General features: G+C 67.4%; 17 protein-coding genes and 1 other RNA gene. 7 read left to right on the top strand and 11 right to left on the bottom strand.

Annotated features, from left to right (window positions below; genetic code table 11):
* Window position 1 precedes the first annotated feature (1 nt).
* The 7 genes from mraY to mraZ are packed head-to-tail and all read right to left on the bottom strand — an operon-like array spanning window position 2 to window position 7503.
* Window positions 2–1087, bottom strand: a complete 1086-nt coding sequence (mraY, locus tag R5H29_RS08465; RefSeq protein WP_019661070.1) for a phospho-N-acetylmuramoyl-pentapeptide-transferase — start codon at window positions 1085–1087, stop codon at window positions 2–4.
* Window positions 1077–2471 carry a UDP-N-acetylmuramoyl-tripeptide--D-alanyl-D-alanine ligase gene (gene murF / locus R5H29_RS08470; protein WP_134731232.1) on the bottom strand — a complete coding sequence of 465 codons (1395 nt, stop codon included), beginning with the start codon at window positions 2469–2471 and terminating at the stop codon, window positions 1077–1079. The genes mraY and murF overlap by 11 nt, the downstream gene beginning before the upstream one ends.
* Window positions 2468–3976, bottom strand: a complete 1509-nt coding sequence (locus R5H29_RS08475) for a UDP-N-acetylmuramoyl-L-alanyl-D-glutamate--2,6-diaminopimelate ligase (protein ID WP_021203427.1) — start codon at window positions 3974–3976, stop codon at window positions 2468–2470. The genes murF and R5H29_RS08475 overlap by 4 nt, the downstream gene beginning before the upstream one ends.
* On the bottom strand, window positions 3973–5817 hold the full coding sequence (locus R5H29_RS08480) for a penicillin-binding protein 2 (RefSeq protein ID WP_019661067.1): 1845 nt from the start codon (window positions 5815–5817) through the stop codon (window positions 3973–3975). The genes R5H29_RS08475 and R5H29_RS08480 overlap by 4 nt, the downstream gene beginning before the upstream one ends.
* A complete protein-coding gene (gene ftsL, locus R5H29_RS08485; protein WP_005412242.1) occupies window positions 5814–6077 on the bottom strand; it encodes a cell division protein FtsL in 264 nt (87 codons plus the stop codon). The genes R5H29_RS08480 and ftsL overlap by 4 nt, the downstream gene beginning before the upstream one ends.
* Window positions 6074–7042: a 16S rRNA (cytosine(1402)-N(4))-methyltransferase RsmH gene (gene rsmH / locus R5H29_RS08490; protein ID WP_012479154.1), complete on the bottom strand. Its 969-nt coding sequence runs from the start codon at window positions 7040–7042 to the stop codon at window positions 6074–6076. Before rsmH ends, ftsL begins: the two co-directional genes overlap by 4 nt.
* A 14-nt stretch (window positions 7043–7056) precedes the next feature.
* Entirely contained in the window at window positions 7057–7503 is a 447-nt protein-coding gene (gene mraZ, locus R5H29_RS08495; protein WP_004143635.1) for a division/cell wall cluster transcriptional repressor MraZ, read from the bottom strand.
* 323 nt (window positions 7504–7826) lie between these two features.
* On the opposite strand from mraZ, the gene R5H29_RS08500 reads away from it, so the two are divergent.
* Window positions 7827–8579 carry an NRDE family protein gene (locus R5H29_RS08500; RefSeq protein ID WP_111098018.1) on the top strand — a complete coding sequence of 251 codons (753 nt, stop codon included), beginning with the start codon at window positions 7827–7829 and terminating at the stop codon, window positions 8577–8579.
* A gap of 405 nt (window positions 8580–8984) precedes the next feature.
* A complete protein-coding gene (locus tag R5H29_RS08505; RefSeq protein ID WP_134731228.1) occupies window positions 8985–9464 on the top strand; it encodes a DM13 domain-containing protein in 480 nt (159 codons plus the stop codon).
* A gap of 89 nt (window positions 9465–9553) precedes the next feature.
* Here R5H29_RS08505 and rnpB read toward each other — a convergent pair.
* Together rnpB and rsmI are read right to left on the bottom strand one after the other, a co-directional pair.
* Window positions 9554–9905, bottom strand: an RNA gene (rnpB, locus tag R5H29_RS08510) — RNase P RNA component class A.
* A gap of 155 nt (window positions 9906–10060) precedes the next feature.
* On the bottom strand, window positions 10061–10879 hold the full coding sequence (gene rsmI / locus R5H29_RS08515; RefSeq protein ID WP_332329069.1) for a 16S rRNA (cytidine(1402)-2'-O)-methyltransferase: 819 nt from the start codon (window positions 10877–10879) through the stop codon (window positions 10061–10063).
* An 81-nt stretch (window positions 10880–10960) separates the two neighbouring features.
* Here rsmI and R5H29_RS08520 point away from each other — a divergent pair, with 81 nt between their 5' ends.
* The 4 genes from R5H29_RS08520 (at window position 10961) to R5H29_RS08535 (ending at window position 15149) form a co-directional block, all read left to right on the top strand.
* A complete protein-coding gene (locus R5H29_RS08520) occupies window positions 10961–12682 on the top strand; it encodes a penicillin-binding protein activator (RefSeq protein ID WP_155028954.1) in 1722 nt (573 codons plus the stop codon).
* Entirely contained in the window at window positions 12672–13040 is a 369-nt protein-coding gene (locus tag R5H29_RS08525) for a YraN family protein (RefSeq protein ID WP_204323376.1), read from the top strand. The genes R5H29_RS08520 and R5H29_RS08525 overlap by 11 nt, the downstream gene beginning before the upstream one ends.
* Before the next feature lie 109 nt (window positions 13041–13149).
* Window positions 13150–13767: a metal-dependent hydrolase gene (locus R5H29_RS08530; RefSeq protein ID WP_164143947.1), complete on the top strand. Its 618-nt coding sequence runs from the start codon at window positions 13150–13152 to the stop codon at window positions 13765–13767.
* Window positions 13764–15149 carry an FAD-linked oxidase C-terminal domain-containing protein gene (locus R5H29_RS08535; protein ID WP_332329070.1) on the top strand — a complete coding sequence of 462 codons (1386 nt, stop codon included), beginning with the start codon at window positions 13764–13766 and terminating at the stop codon, window positions 15147–15149. The genes R5H29_RS08530 and R5H29_RS08535 overlap by 4 nt, the downstream gene beginning before the upstream one ends.
* 100 nt (window positions 15150–15249) lie before the next feature.
* Here R5H29_RS08535 and R5H29_RS08540 read toward each other — a convergent pair whose 3' ends face one another.
* Window positions 15250–17271, bottom strand: a complete 2022-nt coding sequence (locus tag R5H29_RS08540) for an acyltransferase family protein (protein ID WP_332329071.1) — start codon at window positions 17269–17271, stop codon at window positions 15250–15252.
* A 192-nt stretch (window positions 17272–17463) separates the two neighbouring features.
* Window positions 17464–20685: an autotransporter outer membrane beta-barrel domain-containing protein gene (locus R5H29_RS08545; protein ID WP_180877100.1), complete on the bottom strand. Its 3222-nt coding sequence runs from the start codon at window positions 20683–20685 to the stop codon at window positions 17464–17466.
* A gap of 342 nt (window positions 20686–21027) precedes the next feature.
* Between R5H29_RS08545 and R5H29_RS08550 the strand changes: the two genes are divergently transcribed.
* A partial coding sequence (locus tag R5H29_RS08550; RefSeq protein ID WP_332329072.1) for an autotransporter outer membrane beta-barrel domain-containing protein occupies window positions 21028–23042 on the top strand: 2015 nt, incomplete at its 3' end.

Here is a 23042-nt window from a genome sequence, read left to right on the forward strand (position 1 = left end):
CTCAGCGCACCTTCAACGTGGCCAGGCCGATCAGCACGAGCACGACGGAGATGATCCAGAAGCGCACGATCACGCGCGGCTCCGGCCAGCCCTTCAGTTCGAAATGGTGGTGGATCGGCGCCATGCGGAACACGCGCTTGCCGGTCAGCTTGAACGAGGCCACCTGGATCATCACCGACAGCGTCTCGATGACGAACACGCCGCCCATGATCACCAGCACCAGCTCCTGGCGGGTGATCACCGCGATGGTGCCCAGCACCGCGCCCAGCGCCAGCGCGCCGATGTCGCCCATGAACACCATGGCCGGATAGGTGTTGAACCACAGGAAGCCCAGGCCCGCGCCGGCGATGGCCGCGCAGATGATGACCAGTTCGCCGGCCCCCGGGATCTGCGGGATCTGCAGGTAGTTGGCGAACACTACGTTGCCCGAGGCGTAGGCGAACACGCCCAGCGCGCAGGCCACCAGCACGGTCGGCATGATCGCCAGCCCATCCAGGCCGTCGGTCAGGTTCACCGCATTGGAGAAGCCGACGATCCAGAAGTAGGCGATGGCCACGAAGCCGATGCCGGCCAGCGGCAGCGCCACCGACTTGAACATCGGGATGTAGAAGGTCAGCGCTGCCGGCACGTCGGCTGTATGGAACAGGAACAGGCCAGCAGCCAGGCCGAAGATCGACTGCAACAGGTATTTCCAGCGCGACTTCAGCCCGTTCGGGTCGCGGCGGACGATCTTGATCCAGTCGTCATACCAGCCGATGGCACCGAAGCACAGCATCACTGCCAGCACCAGCCACACGTAGCGGTTGCGCAGGTCGGCCCACATCAGCACCGACAGGGTGACGGTCAGCAGGATCAGCGAGCCACCCATGGTCGGCGTACCGGCCTTGGAGAAATGGGTCTGCGGACCGTCCTTGCGGATCGGCTGGCCGCCCTTGAACTGGGCAAGCTTGCGGATCATCGCCGGGCCGAGCCACAGCGACAGGAACAGGGCCGTCAGCGCGGCAAGGATGGCGCGGAACGTCTGGTAGTTGAACAGCCCGAACAGGCTCTCCAACTGCTGCAACCATCGAGCCAGTTCATACAACATGCGGGGATTCCTCTCCTTGCGCCAGCAGCGCTTTGACAATCGTGTCCATGGCGCTGCCACGGGAACCCTTGACCAGGCAGCGCACGCCGGCGTGCAGCTCGTCCTTCAGCGCCTTCGACAGCGCGTCATGGGTGGCGAAATGACGGCCGCCTTCGCCGAAAGCGGTAGCGGCAGCGGCGCTGAGCGGGCCCAGCGCATACAGGCGCTTGAGGCCGGCCGACCGCGCGCGGAGCCCGGCCTGCGCGTGCAGCGCTCCGGCGTCCGGACCCAGCTCACGCATGTCGCCCAGCACCAGCCAGCCCTCTTCCGGCGCGGCGGCCAGGGCGTCGATGGCCGCGGCCAGCGAACCGGGATTGGCGTTGTAGCTGTCGTCCACCAGCACCGCGCCATTGCGCAGCAGATGGGCAATCTGGCGGCCCGGTACCGGCTGCGCCTCGGCCAGGCCAGCCGCGATCAGCGACAGATCGACACCGGCGGACAGCGCCAGGCTGGCGGCAGCCAGCGCATTGCTGACGTTGTGGCGACCCGGCAGGCCGAGCACCACGCGAGCCTCGCCGGCCGGCGAGACCAGGGTGAACTGGCTGCCCTGCGCACCTGCGCGGATGTCGCGCGCGGTCACATCAGCAGTATGTTCCAGGCCGTAGCGCAGCACGCGGCAGCGTGCCGGGGTACCGACGAAATGCTGTTCGAACCAGCGGCCGTAGGCATCGTCGGCGTTGATCACCGCCACGCCATCGGCCGGCAGTGCGGCATAGATTGCGCCCTTGGTCACCGCCACGCCAAGCAGGCTGCCCATGCGTTCCAGGTGTGCCGGGGCGATGTTGTTGACCAGGGCATAGCGCGGGCGGGCGATTTCGGTCAGGTAGGCGATATCACCCGGCTTGCCGGCGCCCATCTCGTAGACGGCGTAGTCGGCATCTTCCGGCGCATCGATCACCGCCAGCGGCAGGCCGATCTCGTTGTTGCGGTTGCCCGGGTTGGCGTAGACCACCTTGTGGGCGTGCTGGGCCACCTGCTGAAGGATCGACAGCAGCAGGCTCTTCACGCTGGTCTTGCCGTTGCTGCCGGTGATCGCGAACACCTCGGTGTCCCGGTCACGCTGCATGCCGGTGGCGATCTTCGCCAGTGCAAGCTCGCTGTCGGCCACCAGCACCTGCGGCAGCTCGACCGGCAGCAGGCGCTCGACCAGCAGCGCGCTGGCACCGCGCACCTGTGCGTCGGCGGCAAAGTCATGGCCGTCGAAGCGCTCGCCGCGCAGCGCCACATACAGGCTGCCCGGACCGAGGCTGCGGGTGTCATTGCTGACCGCGTCGATGGCCACGTCGTCGCCGTGGATCTCACCGCCGGCCCAGTGGGCGATCAGCGAAAGCAGAGTGCGCTTCACGCGGCACCCTCCCCGGCCTGCGCCTCTAGTACACCGGCCTTGGCCGCCAGTGCAGCGGCAGCCACCTCGGTGTCGTCGAAGTCATGGCGCACACCGTTCACTTCCTGGTACGGCTCGTGGCCCTTGCCAGCAATCAGGATGATGTCGCCGGCACCGGCACGCTTCACCGCCAAGCCGATCGCACGCGCGCGACTGCGCTGCACGGTCACGGCATCGGCATTCTGGAAGCCGGCCAGGATGTCGGCGACGATCACGTCACCGTCTTCGCCACGCGGATTGTCGTCGGTGACGATGACCTGGTTGGCCAGGCGCTCGGCGATCGCGGCCATCTGCGGACGCTTGCCGGTGTCACGCTCGCCGCCGCAGCCGAACACGCAGAACAGCGTACCCTGCAGGTGACCATGCAGGCTGCCCAGCGCTTGTTCCAGCGCGTCCGGGGTATGTGCATAGTCGACCACCACGGTCGGCAGGCCATTCTCGCCGCCGAGGCGGTTCATGCGGCCGCGGATCGGCTGCAGCGCCGACAGCACCTCGGCGATGCGCGGCAGCGGCTGGCCCTGCGCATGCAGGGTACCGGCCACCGCCAGCAGGTTGTCCACATTGAAGCGGCCCAGCAGCGGCGAATGCACGGCCGCGCGCTGGCCGTCGATGACCAGTTCAAACGCAATGCCACGACCATCCAGCTGCAACGCTTCGGCGCGCACGCTGGCATCGCTGGCACCACGCGAACTCAGGCCGATCGGCTGCACGCCCACCGGCAGGACGGCGAACAGCTGGCGACCGAAGGCGTCGTCCAGATTGATCACCGCTGCCTTCAGGCCCGGACGATGGAACAGCCGCGCCTTGGCCGCGCCGTAGCTGGCCATGTCGCCGTGGTAATCCAGGTGGTCGCGGGTGAGGTTGGTGAACACCGCCACGTCGTAGTGCACGGCATCGACGCGGCCCTGGTCCAGTGCGTGCGAGCTGACCTCCATCGCCACCGCGCGCGCACCGGCGTCGCGCAGCTGTGCCAGCAGCGCATGCATCTGCAGCACCAGCGGCGTGGTGAAACCGGTCGGTTCGACCGCACCATAAAGTCCGGCGCCCAACGTGCCGATACTGCCACTGGGCGTGCCGAGCAGGTGCCAGGCCTGGGCCAGCAACTGCACGGTGGAAGTCTTGCCGTTGGTGCCGGTCACGCCCACCATCGCCATCGCCCGCGACGGCGCGCCATGGAACTGGTCGGCCATCGCACCCATGCGTGCGCGCAGGCCCGGCACGGCGATCGCATCGGCTGGCGCCGGCAGTTCGGCCGGTGCCGGGGGCTCGAACAGGATGGCGCTGGCACCGGCCGCGCGGGCCTGCTCGACAAAGTTCAGGCCATGCGCGCCGAAACCGGCGATGGCGACGAAGGCATTGCCGGGACGCACGGCGCGGCTGTCCAGCGCCAGGCCTGTCAGAACGGGATCATGGCCCGCCAGGGCCACGTCGGGAAGCAACTGCGAAAGCAACATCGAAGGACTCATTGCGTGCCTCCCGTAACGGGGGGCGTCTGGGCGTGCGCGCTCGGCAGCGCAGCATCGAATTCAGCGGCGGCATCCACCGGCAGCGCGGTCTCGGCCGGCGGTGCGGGCAGGATCGAGGCCGAGTGGCCGACCTTGCCCGACTGCTGTGCGGCCAGCCACGACTGCAGGTCATCCAGCGGCACGTCCATCAGGCGCAGTGTGCCTTCCATCACGTTGTGATAGACCGGCGCCGACACCAGGCCGCCGTAGAACTTGCCGGCCTGCGGATCGTTGATGACGATGACGGTGGCGAAGCGCGGGTTGGTGGCCGGCACCACACCGGCAAACAGCGCGTTGTAATGGCCACGCTCGTAACCACCCGGGCCGGTCTTGCGCGCGGTACCGGTCTTGCCGGCTACGCGGTAACCCAGCACTGCTGCCTGCTTGGCGCCGCCCTGGGTGACCACCGTTTCCATCATCGCCACCACCTGCCTGGCGACGCTCTCGTCGATGATCTGATGCGCTTCGTTGCGCTGGCCCTTGACGAAGGTCGGCGCGATCAACTTGCCGCCATTGGCCAGCGCCGAGTAGGCGGTGGCGATCTGCAGCGGTGTCACGTTCAGGCCGTAGCCGTAGGACATGGTGGTCTTGGTGGCACCGTCCCAGTTGGCCGGGCGCCGCACCACGCCACCGGATTCACCCGGGAACCCGCTGTGCGGCACCGAGCCGTAGCCGAAACGGCGCACGCCGTCATAGAACACCTGGTCCGGCATCTTTGCCGCGACCTTGGCCGCGCCGATGTTGGAACTGCGGGTGATCACGCCGGTCACGTTCAGCACGCCGTTGTTGCGCGGCACGTCGCGGATGGTGAAGCGGGCCACCTGCATGTAACCCGGGTTGGTATCGATGATGGTGTCCTTGGTCACCGCACCAGCCTGCAGCGCCGTGGCAATCGTCAACGGCTTCATCGTCGAACCCGGCTCGACCAGGTCGGTCACCGCACGGTTGCGGCGCGCATCGGGCAGCGCGCCGGTCAGCGAATTCGGGTTGTAGGTGGGCAGGTTGACCATGGCCAGGATCTCGCCGGTGTTCACGTCCATGATCACCATCGAACCGCCGGCCGCTTTGTTGGCCACCAGCGCGTTGCGCAGTTCCTTGAACGCCAGGTACTGGATGCGGCGGTCGATGCTGAGCGTCAGGTCCTTGCCCGGTTCGGCGGCGCGCAGCAGATCGCTTTCGACGGTCTCGCCCTTGCGGTTGCGGATCACCCGCTTGGCACCGGCCTTGCCGCGCAGCCATTCGTCGAACGCCAGCTCCAGGCCTTCCTGGCCGCGGTCGTCGATGTTGGTGAAGCCCAGCACGTGCGCCATCGCCTCACCCTGCGGGTAGAAGCGGCGGAACTCGCGCTGCGCGGCCACGCCCGGAATCTTCAGCGCGACCACCTTTTCTGCCTCGTCCGGATTGATCCGGCGACGCAGGTACATGAATTCCTTGTCCGACTTCTGCGACAGGCGGCTGCTCAGCTCATCCACAGACATGCCGACCGCCTGGGCCAGCTCCGGAATGCGCTCGGGCGAACGCAGCAGGTCCTGCGGATTGACCCAGATCGAGGCGACCGGGGTGGACACCGCCAGCGGCTCGCCGTTGCGGTCGGTGATCATGCCGCGCGAGGTCTTGATCGGCAGCTCGCGCAGGTAACGGGCCTCGCCCTGGCGCTGGTAGAAGTCGCTGTTGATGATCTGCACGTAGGCGGCACGACCGACCAGCGACACCGAGCACAGGCCGAGCGCCAGCGCGACCCAGCGCAGGCGCTGGCGCAGGTTGAAGGCGTTGCGCGGGCGGTTGCGGCCGGTCTTGCTCATGGCCGCACCACCACGATGTCGGCGGCCTCGGGGAACTTCATGCCGAGCTTCTCGCGGGCGATGCGATCGACACGGTTGGCTTCGGCCAGGGTGGCCTGTTCCAGCTGCAGGCGACCGAACTCCAGGTTGATGTCATCGCGCTTGCGCTCGGCGCGCGACAGTTCGATGAACGTCTGCCGGTGACGATGACGCACGAACACGACGCCGATCGCCGAGGCCACGGTGGAAGCCAGCAGGATGATCAGCAGCAACCGGCTCATGCGTCGGCCTCCCGCTTCTGCGCCACGCGCAGCACGGCGCTGCGGGCACGCGGGTTGGCGGCCAGCTCTTCGTCGGTGGCCTTGATGGCACCGCCGATCAGGTCCAGCGTCGGCACGAACGCGACCGCCTCGGGCAGGCGGCGGTTGGCCGGCGGCGCCTTGGCCAGGCGGTTCATGTACTGCTTGACGATGCGGTCTTCCAGCGAATGGAAGCTGATCACCGCCAGGCGGCCACCGGGCTTGAGCCGTTCGACGGCGGCATCCAACCCGGCCTCCAGATCGGCCAGCTCGCGGTTGATGTGGATGCGGATGGCCTGGAAGCTGCGCGTGGCCGGGTGGATCTTGTCTTTTCCACGCGGCATCACCGAGGCGATCAGCTCGGCCAGTTCGGCGGTGCGGGAGAAGGGCTGCTTCTCACGGCGGGCCACGATGGCACGGGCGATGCGGCGGCTCTGGCGCTCTTCGCCGTAGGTCCACAGCACATCGGCGATCTCGCGCTCTTCCACGCGGTTGATCCACTGCGCGGCACTTTCACCACTGTCCGGATCCATGCGCATGTCCAGCGGGCCGTCCTTGCCGAAGCTGAAGCCACGTTCGGCCACGTCCAGCTGCGGCGACGACACGCCGAGGTCGAACAGCACGCCGTCCAGGCCTTCGGCCGTCGCATCCCACTGCAGCAGCTGGGCGAAGCTGCCACGGAAGATGGACACGCGCGGGTCCGGCGCGAAATCGCGCTCGGCAACGGCGATGGCTTCCGGATCCTTGTCCATGACCAGCAGGCGCCCCTCGGGACCGAGCTGGGTGAGCACGCCACGTGCATGACCGCCACGACCGAACGTGCCATCCAGATAACGTCCGTTTTCGATCACCCTCAGGCCTTCAAGGACCTGGGTGTACAGGACCGGCAGGTGCACCGCCGGCGACTGCGACACCGGAAGGTGACCGGTCTGCGCTTCTGGGCGCATCCGGGCACCCCGGCTCACAACTTCAGGTCGAGCAACCCATCACCCAGATCCTCGTCAGACAACGTCTGCTGGATCAGGGCCCGATGCGCCTGCTCGCTCCACAATTCGAACTTGTCGCCCATACCGAGCAATACCGCCTTCTTTTCAATGCCCACCGCACCGCGGTGGCTGGCGGGGATGCTGATGCGACCGTTGCCGTCCAGTTCCAGATGGGCGGCCGAGCCGACCAGCTTCTGCTGCAACAGGCGCACGACGCGCTGGGTGTTGGGCTTGGACATGACGTCGTCGCGGACCCGCTCCCATTCCGACTCTGCATACAGCCACAGGCAGCCGGCTTCGAACGGGTTGTAGGTCAGCACGAGACGGTTGTTGCTGGCGCGCGCGACGAGGTCGCGGTAAGCGGTGGGAACCGCCATGCGCCCTTTATCGTCAACTGTGATGGCCGTCTCGCCCTGGAACACGACGCGTGCACCTATCCTTCGCCCGGTGAAACATTGAACCACGAAAACCCACAAAACACCCGGATTTCCCTCTGATGCCCACCTTAGCAGCGGCCGAAGGGTTGTCAACAACTTTTCAGCGGGGAAATCGCCAGCCGCATCAATGGCTTGCAACAACCTTTAGAGAATTGTTCAAGGCTTATCCACAAGTTGCTGATCCGTCTCAATTTTTGAGATTGAACGGAAGTTCAGGGGTGTGGACAGAGCGTGAAACATCGCTCGCGCATTCATCCGGGACGGGCAGGAAGCGGCGCCAGACTGCGCAAACCGTGCACAATGAGGCCATGTGCCTGCTCGCTCTTGGCTGGATGCACCACCCGCGCTGGCGGCTGGTGATGACCGGCAACCGTGATGAGTTCCACGCCCGCCCGACAGCGGCGCTGGCCCCCTGGCAAGATGAGACCTCCGTCATCGGGGGGCGCGACCTGCGCTCCGGCGGCGGCTGGGCCGGCGTCGGTGCGGGTGGACGCATGGCTGTGGTCACCAATGTCCGCGACCCGCTGGCCGCACAGACCGGTCCTTCACGGGGTGCGCTGGTGGCCGACTTCCTGCGCGGCCGCGACCCGGCCGCCGTGCATATCGACCGGCTGGCGACCGTGGCGGGCGCGTATGCGCCCTTCAACCTGTTGCTGGCCGATGGCGACAGCCTGGAGTACCTGGGCAACCACCCCGCCGAGCGCCAGCGCCTGGGCCCGGGCGTGCATGGCATGTCCAACGGCGCGCTGGACGCGCCCTGGCCGAAGACCCGGCGGCTGATGGCTGCGCTTGAAGCCTGGTTCGAGGCCGGCGATGAGGACCTGACCCCGCTCTGGGCCGCCCTGGCGGACGAACATCGCCCCGCCGACAGCGACCTGCCCGACACCGGCATCGGGCTGGAACGCGAGCGCTGGCTGAGCCCGGCCTTCATCCGCGGCGACGACTATGGCACCCGCGCCAGCACGGTGCTGCTGATCGACGCCGACGGCCACGGCGAGATCCACGAACGCCGTTTCGGCCCGCAGGGTGCACCGAGCGGACAAAGCCACGTCATTTTCTGACCCGGCCGTCCCGGCCACTGGGCGGATTCTCTTGCCAGCGGGGTAGTGGCGGGGGCCGGGGGGGCCCCGGAGGGTGGGGGGGGGGGGGCGGAAGAGTGCGGGCCGCTGGCCGGAACCCTTGGGATGCTGGTATTCGCCATGACGCGGCCGGCCCGCGGCGGGCACTACCCACAGCGCGCTGTCGCGATCCACGCGACGGCAGCCGTCATCGCAACGGGCCTGAAACGTCATTCAGCTTCCAGCCGCGACCGCGATCCGCCCGTGCCACAGGGGCCCGGTATCGCAGCCCGCCCACTGTGCCCTTTTCGCATTCGGCACTGTGTCTATAAATGTCGGCCCTGACCTCCCAGGGTGGTCGCGCCCGGCACCCCGCCGCGCGATCGACCGCAACCCCAAGGAGGCCCCATGCGCCGCATCCTCATCCTGCTCGCCACCCACCTGCTCGCCCTCGGCCTGGGCTTCGGCCTGGGCGTCTACTTCCTGCCGATCCTGATCGCCCCCGATGATCCACCAGTCGCGCAGGTGCAGGCCGCCATGGATGAGGCCCCCTACCGCACCACGTTTCGCCGAGACCTCAAGGGCAGCGATGCAGTGCATTGGGCGGAAGGCAAGATCAGCGTCAGCTCGGGTCAGGTCGCTTTTGACGGCAAGATGGGCCCGGGCCCTGACTACAAGGTGTACCTGGTCCGCGACTTCGTCGACAACAAGGCCGACTTCCTGAAGGTCAAGGCGCAGGCCCAGCGCATCGGCGAGGTGAAGACCTTCAACCGTTTCCTGGTGGACGTGCCTGAAAGCGTCAACGTGGACGATTACACCACCGTAGTGGTGTGGTGCGAACGGTTCGAGCAGTTCATTTCCGCCGGGCAGTACCGCACGCCGGGTTGAACAACATCCCAAGCATCTGGGCGAAGAGCAGCCGAGCATGGCTCGGCTCTACTGTAGAGCCGAGCCATGCTCGGCCTACCGCAAGAAAGAGGCGGAGCCGGCCGATAAGCCGGGTTCTGTCGTGGACAGTCATTCCTCTAGGCGTTACGTCACCGCAACGCTCAAGCAACCTACCCGGATCCAACGCGGGCCGCGCCAAAGGATCCCTATTTGGTCTTGCTCCAGGTGGGGTTTGCCGTGCCGGTCTGTTGCCAGACTCGCGGTGCGCTCTTACCGCACCATTTCACCCTTACCGGCCTTCCGAAGAAGACGTAGGCGGTATCTTTCTGTTGCACTTTCCGTCGGCTTGCGCCGCCCAGGCGTTACCTGGCACCTTGCCCTATGGAGCCCGGACTTTCCTCGGCACCCCCGAAGGGATGACGCGACTGTCTGGCCGACTCCGCCAGCGCGCATTCTAGCGTACGCACGCCTTTCCTGCCGTGCCGATCGCGGCGTCCGGTTCATCCATCCACGCGTGGCGTGGATCTACCGATGCCGCTGCCCTGGTGGGTGCGGATTCCGCTCTGGTGGGTGCGGACCTTGGTCCACACGATCCATCAACTGCCGTACAACGCCTTGCGCGGCGCACCGGTCAGTTCCGCGGCCAGCTTCGCGGCGGTCGACGGCGGCAGATGCTCGCTCAGCTTGGCGTAGACGCGGCGGCCATGCGCCAGCTGCGCTTCCTCATCGTCGCCGGCGCCCTGCACCATCACCACGAACTCGCCCTTGCGCTGGTTCTCGTCAGCTTCCACCTTCGCCAACAGGCCGGCCAGGTCACCGTCGAGCACGGTCTCGAACAGCTTGGTCAGCTCGCGGGCCAGCACCGCCGGGCGCTCGCCGCCGAAGATCGCCGCCATGTCGGCCAGCGACTCGGCGATACGGTGCGAGGATTCGTAGAACACCATCGTGCGCACTTCGCCGGCCAGCGCCTGCAGGCGGTCGCGGCGGCCGCTGGCCTTGGCCGGCAGGAAACCCTCGAAGCTGAAACGGTCGCTGGGCAGGCCGGCCACGCTCAGCGCGGCGATGGCGGCGCAGGCACCGGGCACCGGGCTGACCTTGATGCCGGCCGCGCGCGCGGCACGCACCAGGCGGAAACCGGGGTCACTGACCAGCGGGGTACCGGCATCGCTGACCAGCGCCAGCGACTCGCCGGCCTGCAATCGCGAAACCAGGCGCTGCGCCAGGGCCTCTTCATTGTGTTCGTGCAGGGCCACCAACGGTTGCTGGATGCCGAAATGGGACAGCAGCTGGCCGCTGCGGCGGGTGTCTTCGGCACAGATGGCCGCCACCGAACGCAGCACCTTCTGCGCGCGCGGGCTCAGATCGGCCAGGTTGCCGATCGGGGTGGCGACGACGTACAGGGTTGGCACACTCATTTCAGCGGTACTCACGGGGCAAGGGTAGAATCGTAGCGTGTACCCGGCCAAGGCCGCTGCCCTCATCGCATGGACCCGATCATGAACAAGCCCGCCGCACGGATCTCCGCCCTGTCGTTGTCGCTGATGCTGCTGGCCGGCTGTGCCACCACCAGCCTGACCAGCGCGCCCGAATCGCCGGCCCAGAGCCAGGCGCTGGCGCTGATCGAACAAGGCAAACCGCGCGACGCCGCCCTGCAGCTGGAAGCGCTGGCCGCAACCCTGAAAGGTGGCGCCCGCAGCAACGCCCTGGCCGATGCCGCCTGGGCCTGGCACCTGGCCGGCGACAGTGCCCGCGCGCGCAGCCTGCTTGGCCAGCTCACCGCCCGCCAGCTGTCCGGCGCCAGCCTGCAGCGCTACCAGCTGACCGGCGCCGAGCTGGCACTGGCCGACAAGCAGCCGGCGCAGGCCCTGGCCCTGCTGAAGGAACAGGGCGACAACGTCTTCCCCGCGCTGCGCACGCGCTGGCACGTAGCCCGCGCCAACGCGCTGCAGGGCACCGGCGATGCCTTCGGTGCCGCCACCGAGCGCGCCCGCGCCCACGCCAGCCTGACCGGCAGCGCGCGCAGCGAGAACCAGGCCGCCATCGCCGGTCTGCTCGGTACGCTTGACGATGCCACCCTGCGCAGCCGTGCCGCTGCCCTGCCGGCCAACGACCCGCTGTACAACTTCGCCGGCCGCGCACTGATCGCGCGCGGCCTGCCGCTGCCGCGCCCGTTCGACCGCGATGGCGCCGCCCAGTTCGACACCAGCAAGCGCCCGCCGGCGATGAGCGACGGTTACCGCCCGCCGGCCAAGCTGGCCGTGCTGCTGCCGCTCAGCGGCCGCCTGGCCACTGCCGCACAGCCGGTGCGCGATGGCCTGTTGAGCGCCTACTACGGTGAAAGCCGCCGCCGCCCGGACATCAACTTCTTCGACACCGCCGGCACCCCGGCCGGCGCCCTGGCCGCCTATGACAAGGCCGTCGCCTCCGGTGCCGACTTCGTAGTCGGTCCGCTGGGCCGCGACGAAGTGGACGCGGTGTACGGCCGCCAGCAGCTGCAGGTGCCGGTGCTGGCCCTGAACCGTGGCAAGGACGCGCCGCCGGCCGGCAGCGCCGGCTTCTCGCTGGCACCGGAAGACGACGGCATCGTCGCTGCCGAATATCTGCGCGGCCGCGAGCGCGGCAAGGCGTTGGTGATCAACAGCGCCGACGATACCGGCCGCCGTGCCGCCGCCGCCTTCGCCCAGCGCTTCGCGCAGCGCGGTGGCCAGGTGGTGGCCACCGTCGGCGTCAGCGACGCGGTTGGCGATGTCGGTGCGCAGGTGCGCAATGCCGGCCAGGTCGATGCCGTGTTCCTCGCCGTGCGCGCGCCGCAGGCCCGCCTGCTGGCGCCGCAGCTGGCGCTGGCCGGTGCCGGTGGCGCCACCCGCGTTGGCACTTCGCAGCTGACCGTCGGCAGCGGCAAGGTGGAAGAAGACGTGGCGCTGGACGGCATCGTCTACCCGAACGAAGCCTGGAACGTGCGCAGCGTGTCCGGCCTGCCCTCGGCCAGCCAGGTCGCCAGCACCCTGCCCAGCGCACGCGGTGCCGCCGGCCGCCTGTTCGCCTTCGGCGCCGATGCCTGGAAGATCACCGCCTACCTGGACAAGCTGTCCAACGAAGGCGGCCTGGACGGTGCCACCGGCACCCTGTTCCTGGACAGCAATGGCAACATCCTGCGCCAGCCGGCCTGGTCGACCTTCAATGGCGGCCGGCCGATGCCGATCGTCGGTGGTCGCTGAGCGCAGCCAACGTGGCTCGGCGGTGGAAGCCGCCGCCGAGCAGCATCTGCAACAGGCCGGACTGCGGCCGCGTGCGCGCAACGTGCGTTATCGCGGCGGTGAACTGGACCTGGTGATGGACGATGCCGGCACCGTGGTGTTCGTCGAAGTACGCTATCGCGCCCGCCAGGATTTCGGTGGCGGCGCCGCTTCAGTGGATGAGCGCAAATGCCGGCGCCTCGCGCACGCCGCGCAACTTTACCTGCAGGACAACCCGGCGCTGGCCAATGCACCCTGCCGTTTTGATGTGGTCGACGCCACGGGCGAGCCGCCGCAGTTGCAGTGGCTGCGCGATGCGTTCCGGTTGGATGATTGCTGATGCCTACCGTCCCCTTTGGCAGAGGCCGACCTTGGTCGGCGCTTCTGTCCAACCAAGGTTGGCACCTACCAGCGCGCAGCCTGGCCGGCACGACCACGGTGCGTGACTGATGCCTTCGATCATCACCCATGCCGCTGTGCCGTTGGCGCTGTGGTGCGCCGCTGATCGTGGCCGCATCCCGCCGCGCCTGCTTGCGGCCGGCGTGATCGCCGCCATGCTGCCCGATGCCGATGTACTGGCCTTCGCGCTGCACATTCCCTACGCCGATGCGTTCGGCCATCGTGGCGCCAGTCATTCACTGCTGTTTGCCGGCGTGCTGGCTGCATTGGCCGCGGTGTTGGCGTTCTTTGGTAGCGACCGACCATGGTCGGCGCAGCACAGCTCCGGTAGTCGCCGACCTTGGTCGGCGTTTCTGTGCCAACCAAGGTTGGCATCTACCGTACAAGCCGCTGCATTCGTCTTCGTCTGCGCCGCCAGCCATCCGCTGCTGGATGCGATGACCTCCGGCGGCCTCGGCGTTGCCCTCGCCTGGCCGTGGAGCGAACACCGCTTCTTCGCACCGTGGCGACCGATCCGCGTGTCACCGTTCGCGCCACAGTTCTTCAGCGCGCGCGGCATCGCCACCCTGCTCTCTGAACTGCGCTGGGTCTGGCTGCCGCTGGCCGGCGCCGTTGTTGCCTGGAAACTGATCCAACCCGCCCCTGCTGTCCCGCGAGATCCATCATGAGTACTGTCCTGCCCGCCGCGTTGGTTGCCGAACTGTCCGCCCTGCTGGGTACCGATGGCTGGCGCATGGATGACAACGCGCTGGAGGCGAACGCACAGGACAACTCGTGGCGCCACCAGCGCCCTGCCGCCGTCGCGCTGCCCGCCAGCATCGAACAGGTGCAGGCGCTGGTGCGTGCCTGCCGTGCGCATGGCGTGGCACTGGTCGCGCGCGGCGCGGGCACCGGCACCACCGGCGCGGCCGTGCCGTTGCCGGGCAGCATCGTGCTGTCGTTCACCCGCATGGACCGCATCGTGGCGATCCGCGCCGGTGATCGCTGCGCGGTGGTGCAGCCGGGCGTGCTCAATGGCGCCCTGCAGCAGGCGCTCGCCCCGCATGGCCTGTTCTGGGCGCCGGACCCGTCCAGCGCGGAGATCTGCAGCGTGGGTGGCAACCTGGCCTGCAATGCCGGTGGCCCACGCGCGGTGAAGTACGGCACCAGCCGCGACAACGTGCTGGGTCTGGTGGCGGTGACCGGCACCGGCGAGGTGATCCGCTGCGGTGGTGCCTACACCAAGGATTCCACCGGCTACGACCTCACTCACCTGCTGGTGGGCAGCGAAGGCACGCTGGCGCTGATCGTGGAAGCCACCCTCAAGCTCACCCCGCTGCCGGTCAGCCAGGCCGGACTGCGCGTGCTGTACCGCGACGCCGATGCGGCCGCCGCCGCAGTGTCACGCCTGATGTCGCAGCCGGTGGTACCCACGCGCCTGGAATTCATGGACGCGCGCAGCCTTGAGCTGCTGCGTCTCAACGGTGCGGACGTGCCGGAGGCCGGTGCGATGCTGCTGGTGGAAGCCGATGGTGACCACGACACCCTGCCCTATCTGCTGCAGGCACTGGCCAGCGCCGCTGAAGGCGACGGCATGATCGAACTGGACGTGGCGATGGAAGGCCGTGCACGCGACCAGCTGTGGGCCGCGCGCAAGGCACTGTCGCCGGCACTGCGCACCGTCGCGCCCGGCAAGATCAATGAAGACGTGGTGGTGCCGGTGTCGCGCATTCCAGAGCTTGTGGCTGGCGTGCAGGCATTGGCGCGTGACTACAGACTCACCATCGTCACCTTCGGCCATGCCGGCAACGGCAACCTGCACGTCAACATCCTCTACCATCCGGAGGATGCCGACGAAAACGCGCGCGCGCATGCCGCGCTGCCGAAGATCTTCGAGCTGACCCTGGCACTGGACGGCACGCTGTCGGGCGAGCACGGCATTGGCCTGGCCAAGCGCGATTTCATGGCGCAGGCATTCAGCCCGGCCACGCTGGCGACGATGCGCGCGATCAAGACCGCGCTGGACCCGGATGGGATTCTCAACCCGGGCAAGGTGCTGCCGCCGGTGTAGACCGCGCGCACTCCTGTAGCGCCGAGCCATGCTCGGCTCACCGCGCGCAGCGCGGACTTCCCGCCTGCGGAACGAAGAGCAGCCGAGCGTGGGCTCGGCTCTACAAAGGCTTGTCGTTCGCAATATCGATCAGGGTCTGCCGGAAACTGGGCAGCAGCACGCGATTACCGTGCCCACTCAGATGATCGTTGTCGAAGAACAACGGTCCGCCCTCTTCCACGGCCGAACAGGTCTGCGGCCCACACAGCAGCGGCAGTGGATCCCACACCGTCAGCGATGGATAGCGCGCTGTCAGTTCGGACAGCAACGCCATCTGCGGCGCCCGCAGCCTCTCCAGATCAGCGCGCGGCATGCTCAGGCCCCCGGCACAAGCCGGGTTGCGGCGGTTGAACCAGTCCGAACAGCGGTACGCACCGGCCTTGAACAACGGTAGCGGCGCATCCAAAACCACATGCACGCCCAGCTTCTGCAGACGTCCAAGAACACGATCAGCCTCATCACGCGCGGCCTGCGCATTGGTCGGGGTGCGCTCGGCAAGCAGTTGACGATAGATCTGCTGTGCATCCTGTCGCTGCCAGTCGAATCCGCGCAGCTCCGGCATGCGCAAGGCCGCCAGCACCACGATGTCACCCGGGCGCGCCTCGCGCTCGATGGTCGACAACGCGTCCTCAATGAAGCCCTGGCAGTCGTACGGGCTGGCCCGCAGCAGGTTGACGAAGCTGCAGCCGCCGCGATCCTGCTGGCGCACCTCCATGCCGGTCTGGCGCGCGACCATGCTGGTCATGGTGCGATACGCCGCCGCGTGCGAATCCCCCACCACGAACAGCCGCCGCCCTTCGAGCGCCGGCGCGCTCACCGGCTCCAATGGGCGCCACGCGGGGTAGCGACGCGCCTGCCATGCATAGCCGTCGCGGGTCACGCTCAGCGAGACCTGCTCGTGGTACTCCACGGTGGCCCAGGCACCCGCGCCACACAGCGCCACCACCGGCAACGCCATCGCCAGCACCTTGGTCGGTGCCAGCCGCAGCAGGGGCGCTGCACGGCGCAGCGGACGTTCGATGAAGTGGTAGGACGCAGCGGATACCGCCAGCAGCAGCACCGGGTACAGCCACAGTGCCGCTCCCTGCAGACCGTAGGTCCAGCGCAGCAGCACCAGCAACGGCCAATGCCACAGGTACAGCGAATAGGACAAGCGCCCCAGGTAGGCGAGCGGTGCGCAGCCCAGCGCGCGGGCGATGCGCGATGACCCCGCTGTCGACACGCTCGCCAACAGCAGCAGGGTACCGGCCACGGTCGCCAGCACACCCGGCACCGGCATCGCCAGCTGCGGGGCGATCAGCGCACCTGCGGCCAGCAGCGCCAGACCGACCACTGCGACCATGTCAGCGTTCTGGCCCGGCGTGCGCGTGCGCATCCACTGGTACAGCAGCGCGCCTGCGGCCAGCTCCCAGAACCGCGCCGGCAGCAGATAGAACGCTGCCGCTGGTGCCGATTGCGCCTGCCAACCTGCCCACGCCAGCGACAGCGCGGTGAGCACCGGCAACAGCCAACGCGACCACGGCCAGCGCTCACGCCCGCGCAGCCAGACGAAGAACAGCAGCGGGAAGACCAGGTAGAACTGCTCCTCCACACCCAGCGTCCACGTGTGCAGGAACGGGTTGAGTTCGGCGCCGGGTGAGAAATAGTCGTCCTGCTGCCCAGCCAGCACGATGTTGCTGAAGCCGACCAGCGCGGCCCAGCCGGTCTGGTCGAACTGCTCGTTGCGCCACGCGCGGGGAATGAACAGCGCCGACAGCACGAAGGTGGCCATCAGCATTACCAGCAGCGCCGGCAACAGGCGCAGCACGCGTCGACGGTAGAAGTCGAGCAGCAGTGCGCCGAGTGATGCGTTGGTGCGCGACGCCAACGACTGGCTGATCACGAAGCCGGACACCACGAAGAACAGGTCCACGCCGGTGAAGCCACCGGGCAACCATGCCGCATTGGTGTGGAACAGGATGACGGCCAGCACCGCCAATGCGCGCAGGCCGTCAATGGCCGCATTGTGGGAACGTTCGGGAGGGGACATGCGGGTGACCGGCAGCGAGCGATCCGGCAGCATCGCCACCGTTTGCGCAGTCATTCAATGGACAATCGCGACAGACATGGACATCGTTCAGGACCCGCCCCTGCTCGAGGCAGTTGTAGAGCCGAGCCATGCTCGGCTGCTCTTCGTTCAGATCGCGTTGAGCCGAGCATGGGCTCGGCTCTACAGCAGCAGCGGGGTCAGAGCCCATTGCCCAGGCAATGGGATCCGACCCCGCTGCACGCCCGCTTACCAGGCCTTGCGCAGGCCCAGCTGGCCGCCCACGTTGCGGTAACCGTGGTCGCCGCGCTGCACGGTCAGGCCACCCCACGCACCCCAGCGCTGGCCCAGCTTCAGCTCGGCACCGGCCTGCACCTCGTAGCGGTTGCGCGGCACGTCCGCGCCCAGCGTGTCACCGTTGAACTGCAACGTGCTGCCGCCGCTGCCACGCAGCCAGTTCACGCCCAGGTACGGCTGCACGGCATTGTCGGCTGCAGTGCCATGGCCAAACACACGCACGCCCAGGCGCCCACTCAGGCCACCGGCATCGGCGTGGTCGATCACCGTGCCGTTGCTCTCCACGTGGCGATCGGCGCGGAAATCGACATGGCTCAGCTGCAGTTGCGGCTGCACGTACAGCGCGCTGGCGCTGCCCTGCCACACGTTGAAGGTGTAGCCGGTCTCCAGCGACACACTGGCCATGCGCGAATCGTAGTGCTCCGGCGCCAGGCCGATGCCCTGCACCCGGTTATCGAAGCGGCCGTACTGCAGGTTCGCATCCATGTACGCGCCCTGCGTGCCGTCAGCCGCCTGCAACCAGGTGCCGTACACACCCACCGCGCTGCCACGCACCCGCCCCTTGGCGCTGTAGCCGGTCAGATCGGACACTGCACTGCTGTCAGCACGCCCCGTGCCCAACATCACGCCGAACGCTGCATTGCCTCGGCGAACCAGGTCACTGCCGATCTGCAGCACCGAGGTGTTGCCGTCGATCGACAGCTGACCGCCGACCGCGCTGAAGTCCGCCTGCTGCCGGCCCACACGCGCCCACGCGGCACGGCCTTCATCCAGCGATACGGCCCCGATGCGGTCGTTCATACGATGGGAAAACATGTTGATGGCTGCTGACTGGTTTGCCAGATATGCACCGGCTTCCGGGCGCAGTACCGGCGGCGGCAGGATCGGATTGATTGGATCCACCGGATCCGTCGGGTCGATCGGATCCGGGCCCGGATCGACCGCGCACCCCGGCGCAGCCGGGTTGTCCTGGCAGACATCGAACCATTGCGAACGCAGATACCAGTTGCCATCGGTGGGATCCGTCACGCCCCCCTTGAACAGGAAATACTCGTACGATCCGCCCACCGCGCGGCCGCTCAGTGCGTAGCTCGCCCGTGATGCACCGTCGATCTCGATCAGTTGGATGCCATCGACCGTCGGCGCACCCACGCCCCCCATGTTCTTCACCGCGATCAGCGCATCGCCGGAGGTGTCGCCGCGCACGTGCAGGCGGTCCATCGCGCTGTCGTCGCCGGCCAGCGCGCCCTGGAACAGGAACGTAGCCCCCTCACTGTGCAGGTCGCCGTTCACGGTGAGCGTGTTGAAGCGACCGGTGCCGTCGGACAGTGCCACGCCACTGTTGAGCACCTGAAGTTCGCCTACCGTGGCATCACCGCTCAGTGTCCACTGGCTGCCGCTCTCGATCGCCATCGTCTGCACCAGACCCGACGAACCCTGCCAGAGCGATCCATCCGCCAGCCGCACGTGCACGTCGGACTGTGGCGGCAATCCCGCGTCCTCATCCTCCGGCGTGATGACAATGTCGCCCTCCATCTGCGAGCCGCTCTCCAGCACCACATCGAAGCGTCCGGCCACTGCGGCATCCAGTGCCAGCGCGATGCCGTTGCCGCCCGATACCAGCGCGCCATTGGACAGGGTCAGGCCTGCATCGCGGCTGCTGCGCAGCCATACACCGCCATGCTGGGCGCTCACCAGCGAACCACCGTCGATGCGCATCCGCCCGTTGTCATTGATCACCGCCGCCCACGCGCCCTCGCCTTCGGTGCGCACATGGGTGTTGCTCAGCGTCATTTCGCCCGTGCCGCCAGACAGCACACCGTGTGAATTGATGCCGGTGGTGCGCACTACACTGTCGGCCAAATGCACGGTGCCACCCAGGCGCGCAATTGCACCGATGGCGCCATCGCCTTCGGTCAGAATGTCGCTGCCGCTGACCTCAGCCAATGGCCGTTGCCCAGGCCCGCCCTGCACATACAGCCCATGCCCATTGAGGCCCAGTGTGCGCAGCTGGCTGGCGCCGATCTGCGTGGTACCCGCGTACAACGCAACCGCCTGCCAACGGTCGCCCTCGGCGGTGATCTGCGAGCGCTCGATGTCGAGCTTGCCTTCATTCATCAGACGCACGGCGATGCCATCGCGCGCGGTGATGACCGATCCTTCCACGCTGGCCTCGCCATCACGTTGGTTGATGTCGATGCCGGTGCTCTCACTGACCAGCTGGCTGTTGCGCAGGGTCAGTTCAGAACCTTCGGTCATGTTGATGCCGAAATGCCCGGACAGATCAACACCGTCCAGCAGCAGCGTACCTCCACCTCCCGTGGCGAAACTGACTGCGCTGGCGTACTCACCGCGCGTGTGGATGGCGCCGCCATGGACTTCGACGTCGCCTCCCACATCCAACCCGATGCCGGAGCGCTCATGACCCAGATCGATCCGCAGATCTTCGAACACCGCCTTGCTGCCCATCGCCACCAGCGCACCGTTCGCGCCCGCGCCACTGGCACTGATCTGGACGTTGCGCAGTACCGCGTCCGAACCCATGGCAATCCACAGCGCGTGGCCCGCGCCGTTCTGTTCGATGCGCAGGTTCTCAGCCGTCACGGTGCTGCCCTGCATATGGATGCCATTGGCATCGCCGTTGATCTGCAGATGGCTGTCGCGCAGCGCAAGGTTGCCATTGCTCACCTGCACGCCGTGGCTGCCGGCGCCATGAGTGACGATGCCGACCCCGGTCGCGGACACGCTGGCCCGGGACGCCGCGATGCCCACTGACGACCGCCCGAGGGTCTCGATCTGGGTGCCGCTCAGTTCGACCCGGCCGCCGTCCACCACCGACACACCTGCAGCACTGCTGCCCAGGGTGGTGATGGTGCCCCCGTCCAAGCGGATCAGACTACCCGCACCCTGCGCCCTCGCCGCGGCCGCACCATTGCCTTCCGTGCGCAGATTGACCTCACCGGCGGGAATGATGCTTCCGCCATTGAGCGCATGGAAGGCGTAACCCGCGGTACTGCCCGCGTCCACCGGCTCGGTGATGCTGTAATCACCGGCAGCGGGCATCTGCTCGTCGCCGTCGGCAACCACCTGCTGCGCCAGCACCGGCGCTGTTGTGGAAAGTACGGTGGCCAGCGCCAGGGCGAGGGTACTGCGGCGCGGAAGCGGAAAGTGCATGGCAAGGCTCCGGAAAAAGTGCCGGATATGCTCGGGACGCCCCCCCGGGGCTATCGAATTCGTTGCGTTCCGCCACAGGTGCGGCGGTTCGTCGCAGCTGCGAGGAGCCTGCCTGAACGGCCCCCGGCCGCACGCCGGAGGTCAAGCGAGCTTTGCAACAAATTGCATGGGATCGCCCGGGCGTGGCTGGAACACTGGGCTCCGTTCCAGACACGCACTGTCGCAATTAGCCCGGATCACCCCGCCTTCACACAACGTTGGCGTATACGCCATCAACCTGAACCGGGGATCCAGGTCATCGCAGTGCGCAGTCCCATCCGCTTTCGATCCCGAGGACTCACCGTGCGCAATTCACCCGACCGTACTCCGTCGCTGCGACCGCTGGCCCGCAGCCTGCTGCTGGCCCTGGCCACCGCACCGATGGCTGCTGCCTTTGCAGGCGACCTGGACAACCAGCAGGCCGAAGTGACCGTAGGTGATCCTGTGGAAGCCTGGACGCTGAGGAATGGCTCGAAGCTGACGCTGCGCGGAACTGCACACCAGATCAGGGCACTCGATTCCGATGTCGCTGTCTCTTTCGGCGGGGTGATCGAACGTGCATCAATTGCCGGATCGCCCGTTGCCGTGATCCTTGATGGTCGTTCCAACCTGACCGCTGACCATGGTGCTTTCCTGGGCGGGATACAGGTCATGAAGGATTCCACCGCCACCATCAGCAACAGCACGATCTACTCGCAGCTGGGCACTGGGCTGCTGCCCACCGACGCCTACAGCATTGGTGTGGACCTGCTCAGCCTGTTCGGCGATGTTTCAGACAATACCCGTGCGGTTATCGACAACACCACCATCGTCGTCTCTGAAACGCCGGCAGGCAATGACCTCAACAACGGCCATGGCGTCCGTTTGATGCAGGGACAAGTAGATATACGTAACAACTCGCAGATCTATGCGGACAATGCCGGTATCCTGCTGGCGGCCTACCCGGGCGTACTCCAGCCGATTGCGGTCCGCATTGACAACTCACTGGTGCAGTCCGGCCGCAATGCCGCCATCTGGGTGCGGCCGACCGGTGACGCAGCCGAATACGACATCACCGTGGCCAATGACAGCCAACTGAAGGGTGGCGACGGCAACCTGCTGAACGTCCAGAATTTCGGCACGAGCGGCAGGAAGGCTGAGGTCACCTTCACCGTTGATGATTCCCGCCTGGCCGGCAATGTTAATTTCGATTCCGCTAGCGTTACTGGCAGCCTCGACGTCTTCCTGCGCAACAAGGCACAGATCGACGGCCGCTTCATCAACGTTACCTCGGCCAGCATCGACAGCGACAGCACCTGGCTGATGACCGGCGACAGCACTGTCGGCCATCTGGCGTTGGGCAACACCGGCACCGTCGCGCTGGGTAATGGCAGCACGTTCAACACCCTTACCGTGGATACCTTCGATGGCGCCGGCGGCACCCTGCTGTTCAACACCCAGCTGGGAGACGACAGCTCGGCCACCGACAGACTGATCATCAAGGGCGATGCCAACGGCCAGGCCAACGTGCGCGTGCTTAACGCTGGCGGTGCCGGTGCGAAGACCGACAAGGGCATCGAGTTGATCCGCGTGGGCGGTGCGTCCAATGCGCAGTTCGACCTGCAGGGCCGTGCGGTGGGCGGGCAGTACGAGTACTTCCTGTTCAAGGACGCGACCAACGGCGGCTGGTACCTGCGCTCGGAGCTGGCCGGCACGCCGGACCCGTGCGTGGTGGATCCCACACTGCCGGAGTGCACGCCGGTCGATCCGGTGGACCCGGTCGATCCGGTTGACCCCACGCCAGTGCTGCGCCCGGAAGCCGGCGCCTACCTGGCCAACCAGTTCGCGATGGACCAGATGCTGCGCCATGGCATGCGTGACCGCCAGGGGGGCAGCACCTCCGCCGTTGATGGCGTGCGTGGCTGGGCGCGGGTGGACGGAGCGCAGAGCAAGCTGTCTGCCGTGGAAGACCAGCTGGACCTGCGCGTGGACCGCTCGCGCCTGCAGCTGGGTGCGGACATCGGCGTGTTCGACAACGGCCAGGGCCGCGTGGGCGTGATGGGCACGCTGGCCAAGTCCGATGCCACTTCGCGTTCGCAGCTGACCGGCTACAGCGCACGCGGCAAGGTCAACGGCGGTGCGCTGGGCGTGTACGGCAACTGGAGCACCGATGCACTGTATGTGGATGCCAGCGTGCGGCGCGGCCAGTTCCGCAACCGCGTGCAGGGCGAAGGCCTGGCCGAAGAGCGCTACGACTCGGACATCTGGCAGTCGTCGCTGGAAGCTGGCTACCGCTTCGGCATCGGCCAGATCGGCAATACCGTGCTGAGCCTGCAGCC

The sequence above is a fragment of the Stenotrophomonas sp. A3_2 genome (genome assembly GCF_036624925.1).
GTDB classification, from domain to species: Bacteria; Pseudomonadota; Gammaproteobacteria; order Xanthomonadales; family Xanthomonadaceae; genus Stenotrophomonas; species Stenotrophomonas hibiscicola.

Excerpts from the sequence above, each read along its gene's own strand:
- R5H29_RS08505 (WP_134731228.1), top strand. The coding sequence starts at position 8,985 with ATGCGCCGCATCCTCATCCTGCTCGCCACCCACCTGCTCGCCCTCGGC.
- mraY (WP_019661070.1), bottom strand. The coding sequence starts at position 1,087 with ATGTTGTATGAACTGGCTCGATGGTTGCAGCAGTTGGAGAGCCTGTTC.
- rsmH (WP_012479154.1), bottom strand. The coding sequence starts at position 7,042 with ATGCGCCCAGAAGCGCAGACCGGTCACCTTCCGGTGTCGCAGTCGCCG.
- R5H29_RS08545 (WP_180877100.1), bottom strand. The coding sequence starts at position 20,685 with ATGCACTTTCCGCTTCCGCGCCGCAGTACCCTCGCCCTGGCGCTGGCC.
- R5H29_RS08540 (WP_332329071.1), bottom strand. The coding sequence starts at position 17,271 with ATGACTGCGCAAACGGTGGCGATGCTGCCGGATCGCTCGCTGCCGGTC.
- R5H29_RS08480 (WP_019661067.1), bottom strand. The coding sequence starts at position 5,817 with ATGAGCAAGACCGGCCGCAACCGCCCGCGCAACGCCTTCAACCTGCGC.
- ftsL (WP_005412242.1), bottom strand. The coding sequence starts at position 6,077 with ATGAGCCGGTTGCTGCTGATCATCCTGCTGGCTTCCACCGTGGCCTCG.
- R5H29_RS08475 (WP_021203427.1), bottom strand. The coding sequence starts at position 3,976 with ATGAGTCCTTCGATGTTGCTTTCGCAGTTGCTTCCCGACGTGGCCCTG.
- rsmI (WP_332329069.1), bottom strand. The coding sequence starts at position 10,879 with ATGAGTGTGCCAACCCTGTACGTCGTCGCCACCCCGATCGGCAACCTG.
- R5H29_RS08530 (WP_164143947.1), top strand. The coding sequence starts at position 13,150 with ATGCCTTCGATCATCACCCATGCCGCTGTGCCGTTGGCGCTGTGGTGC.
- R5H29_RS08535 (WP_332329070.1), top strand. The coding sequence starts at position 13,764 with ATGAGTACTGTCCTGCCCGCCGCGTTGGTTGCCGAACTGTCCGCCCTG.
- R5H29_RS08520 (WP_155028954.1), top strand. The coding sequence starts at position 10,961 with ATGAACAAGCCCGCCGCACGGATCTCCGCCCTGTCGTTGTCGCTGATG.
- R5H29_RS08500 (WP_111098018.1), top strand. The coding sequence starts at position 7,827 with ATGTGCCTGCTCGCTCTTGGCTGGATGCACCACCCGCGCTGGCGGCTG.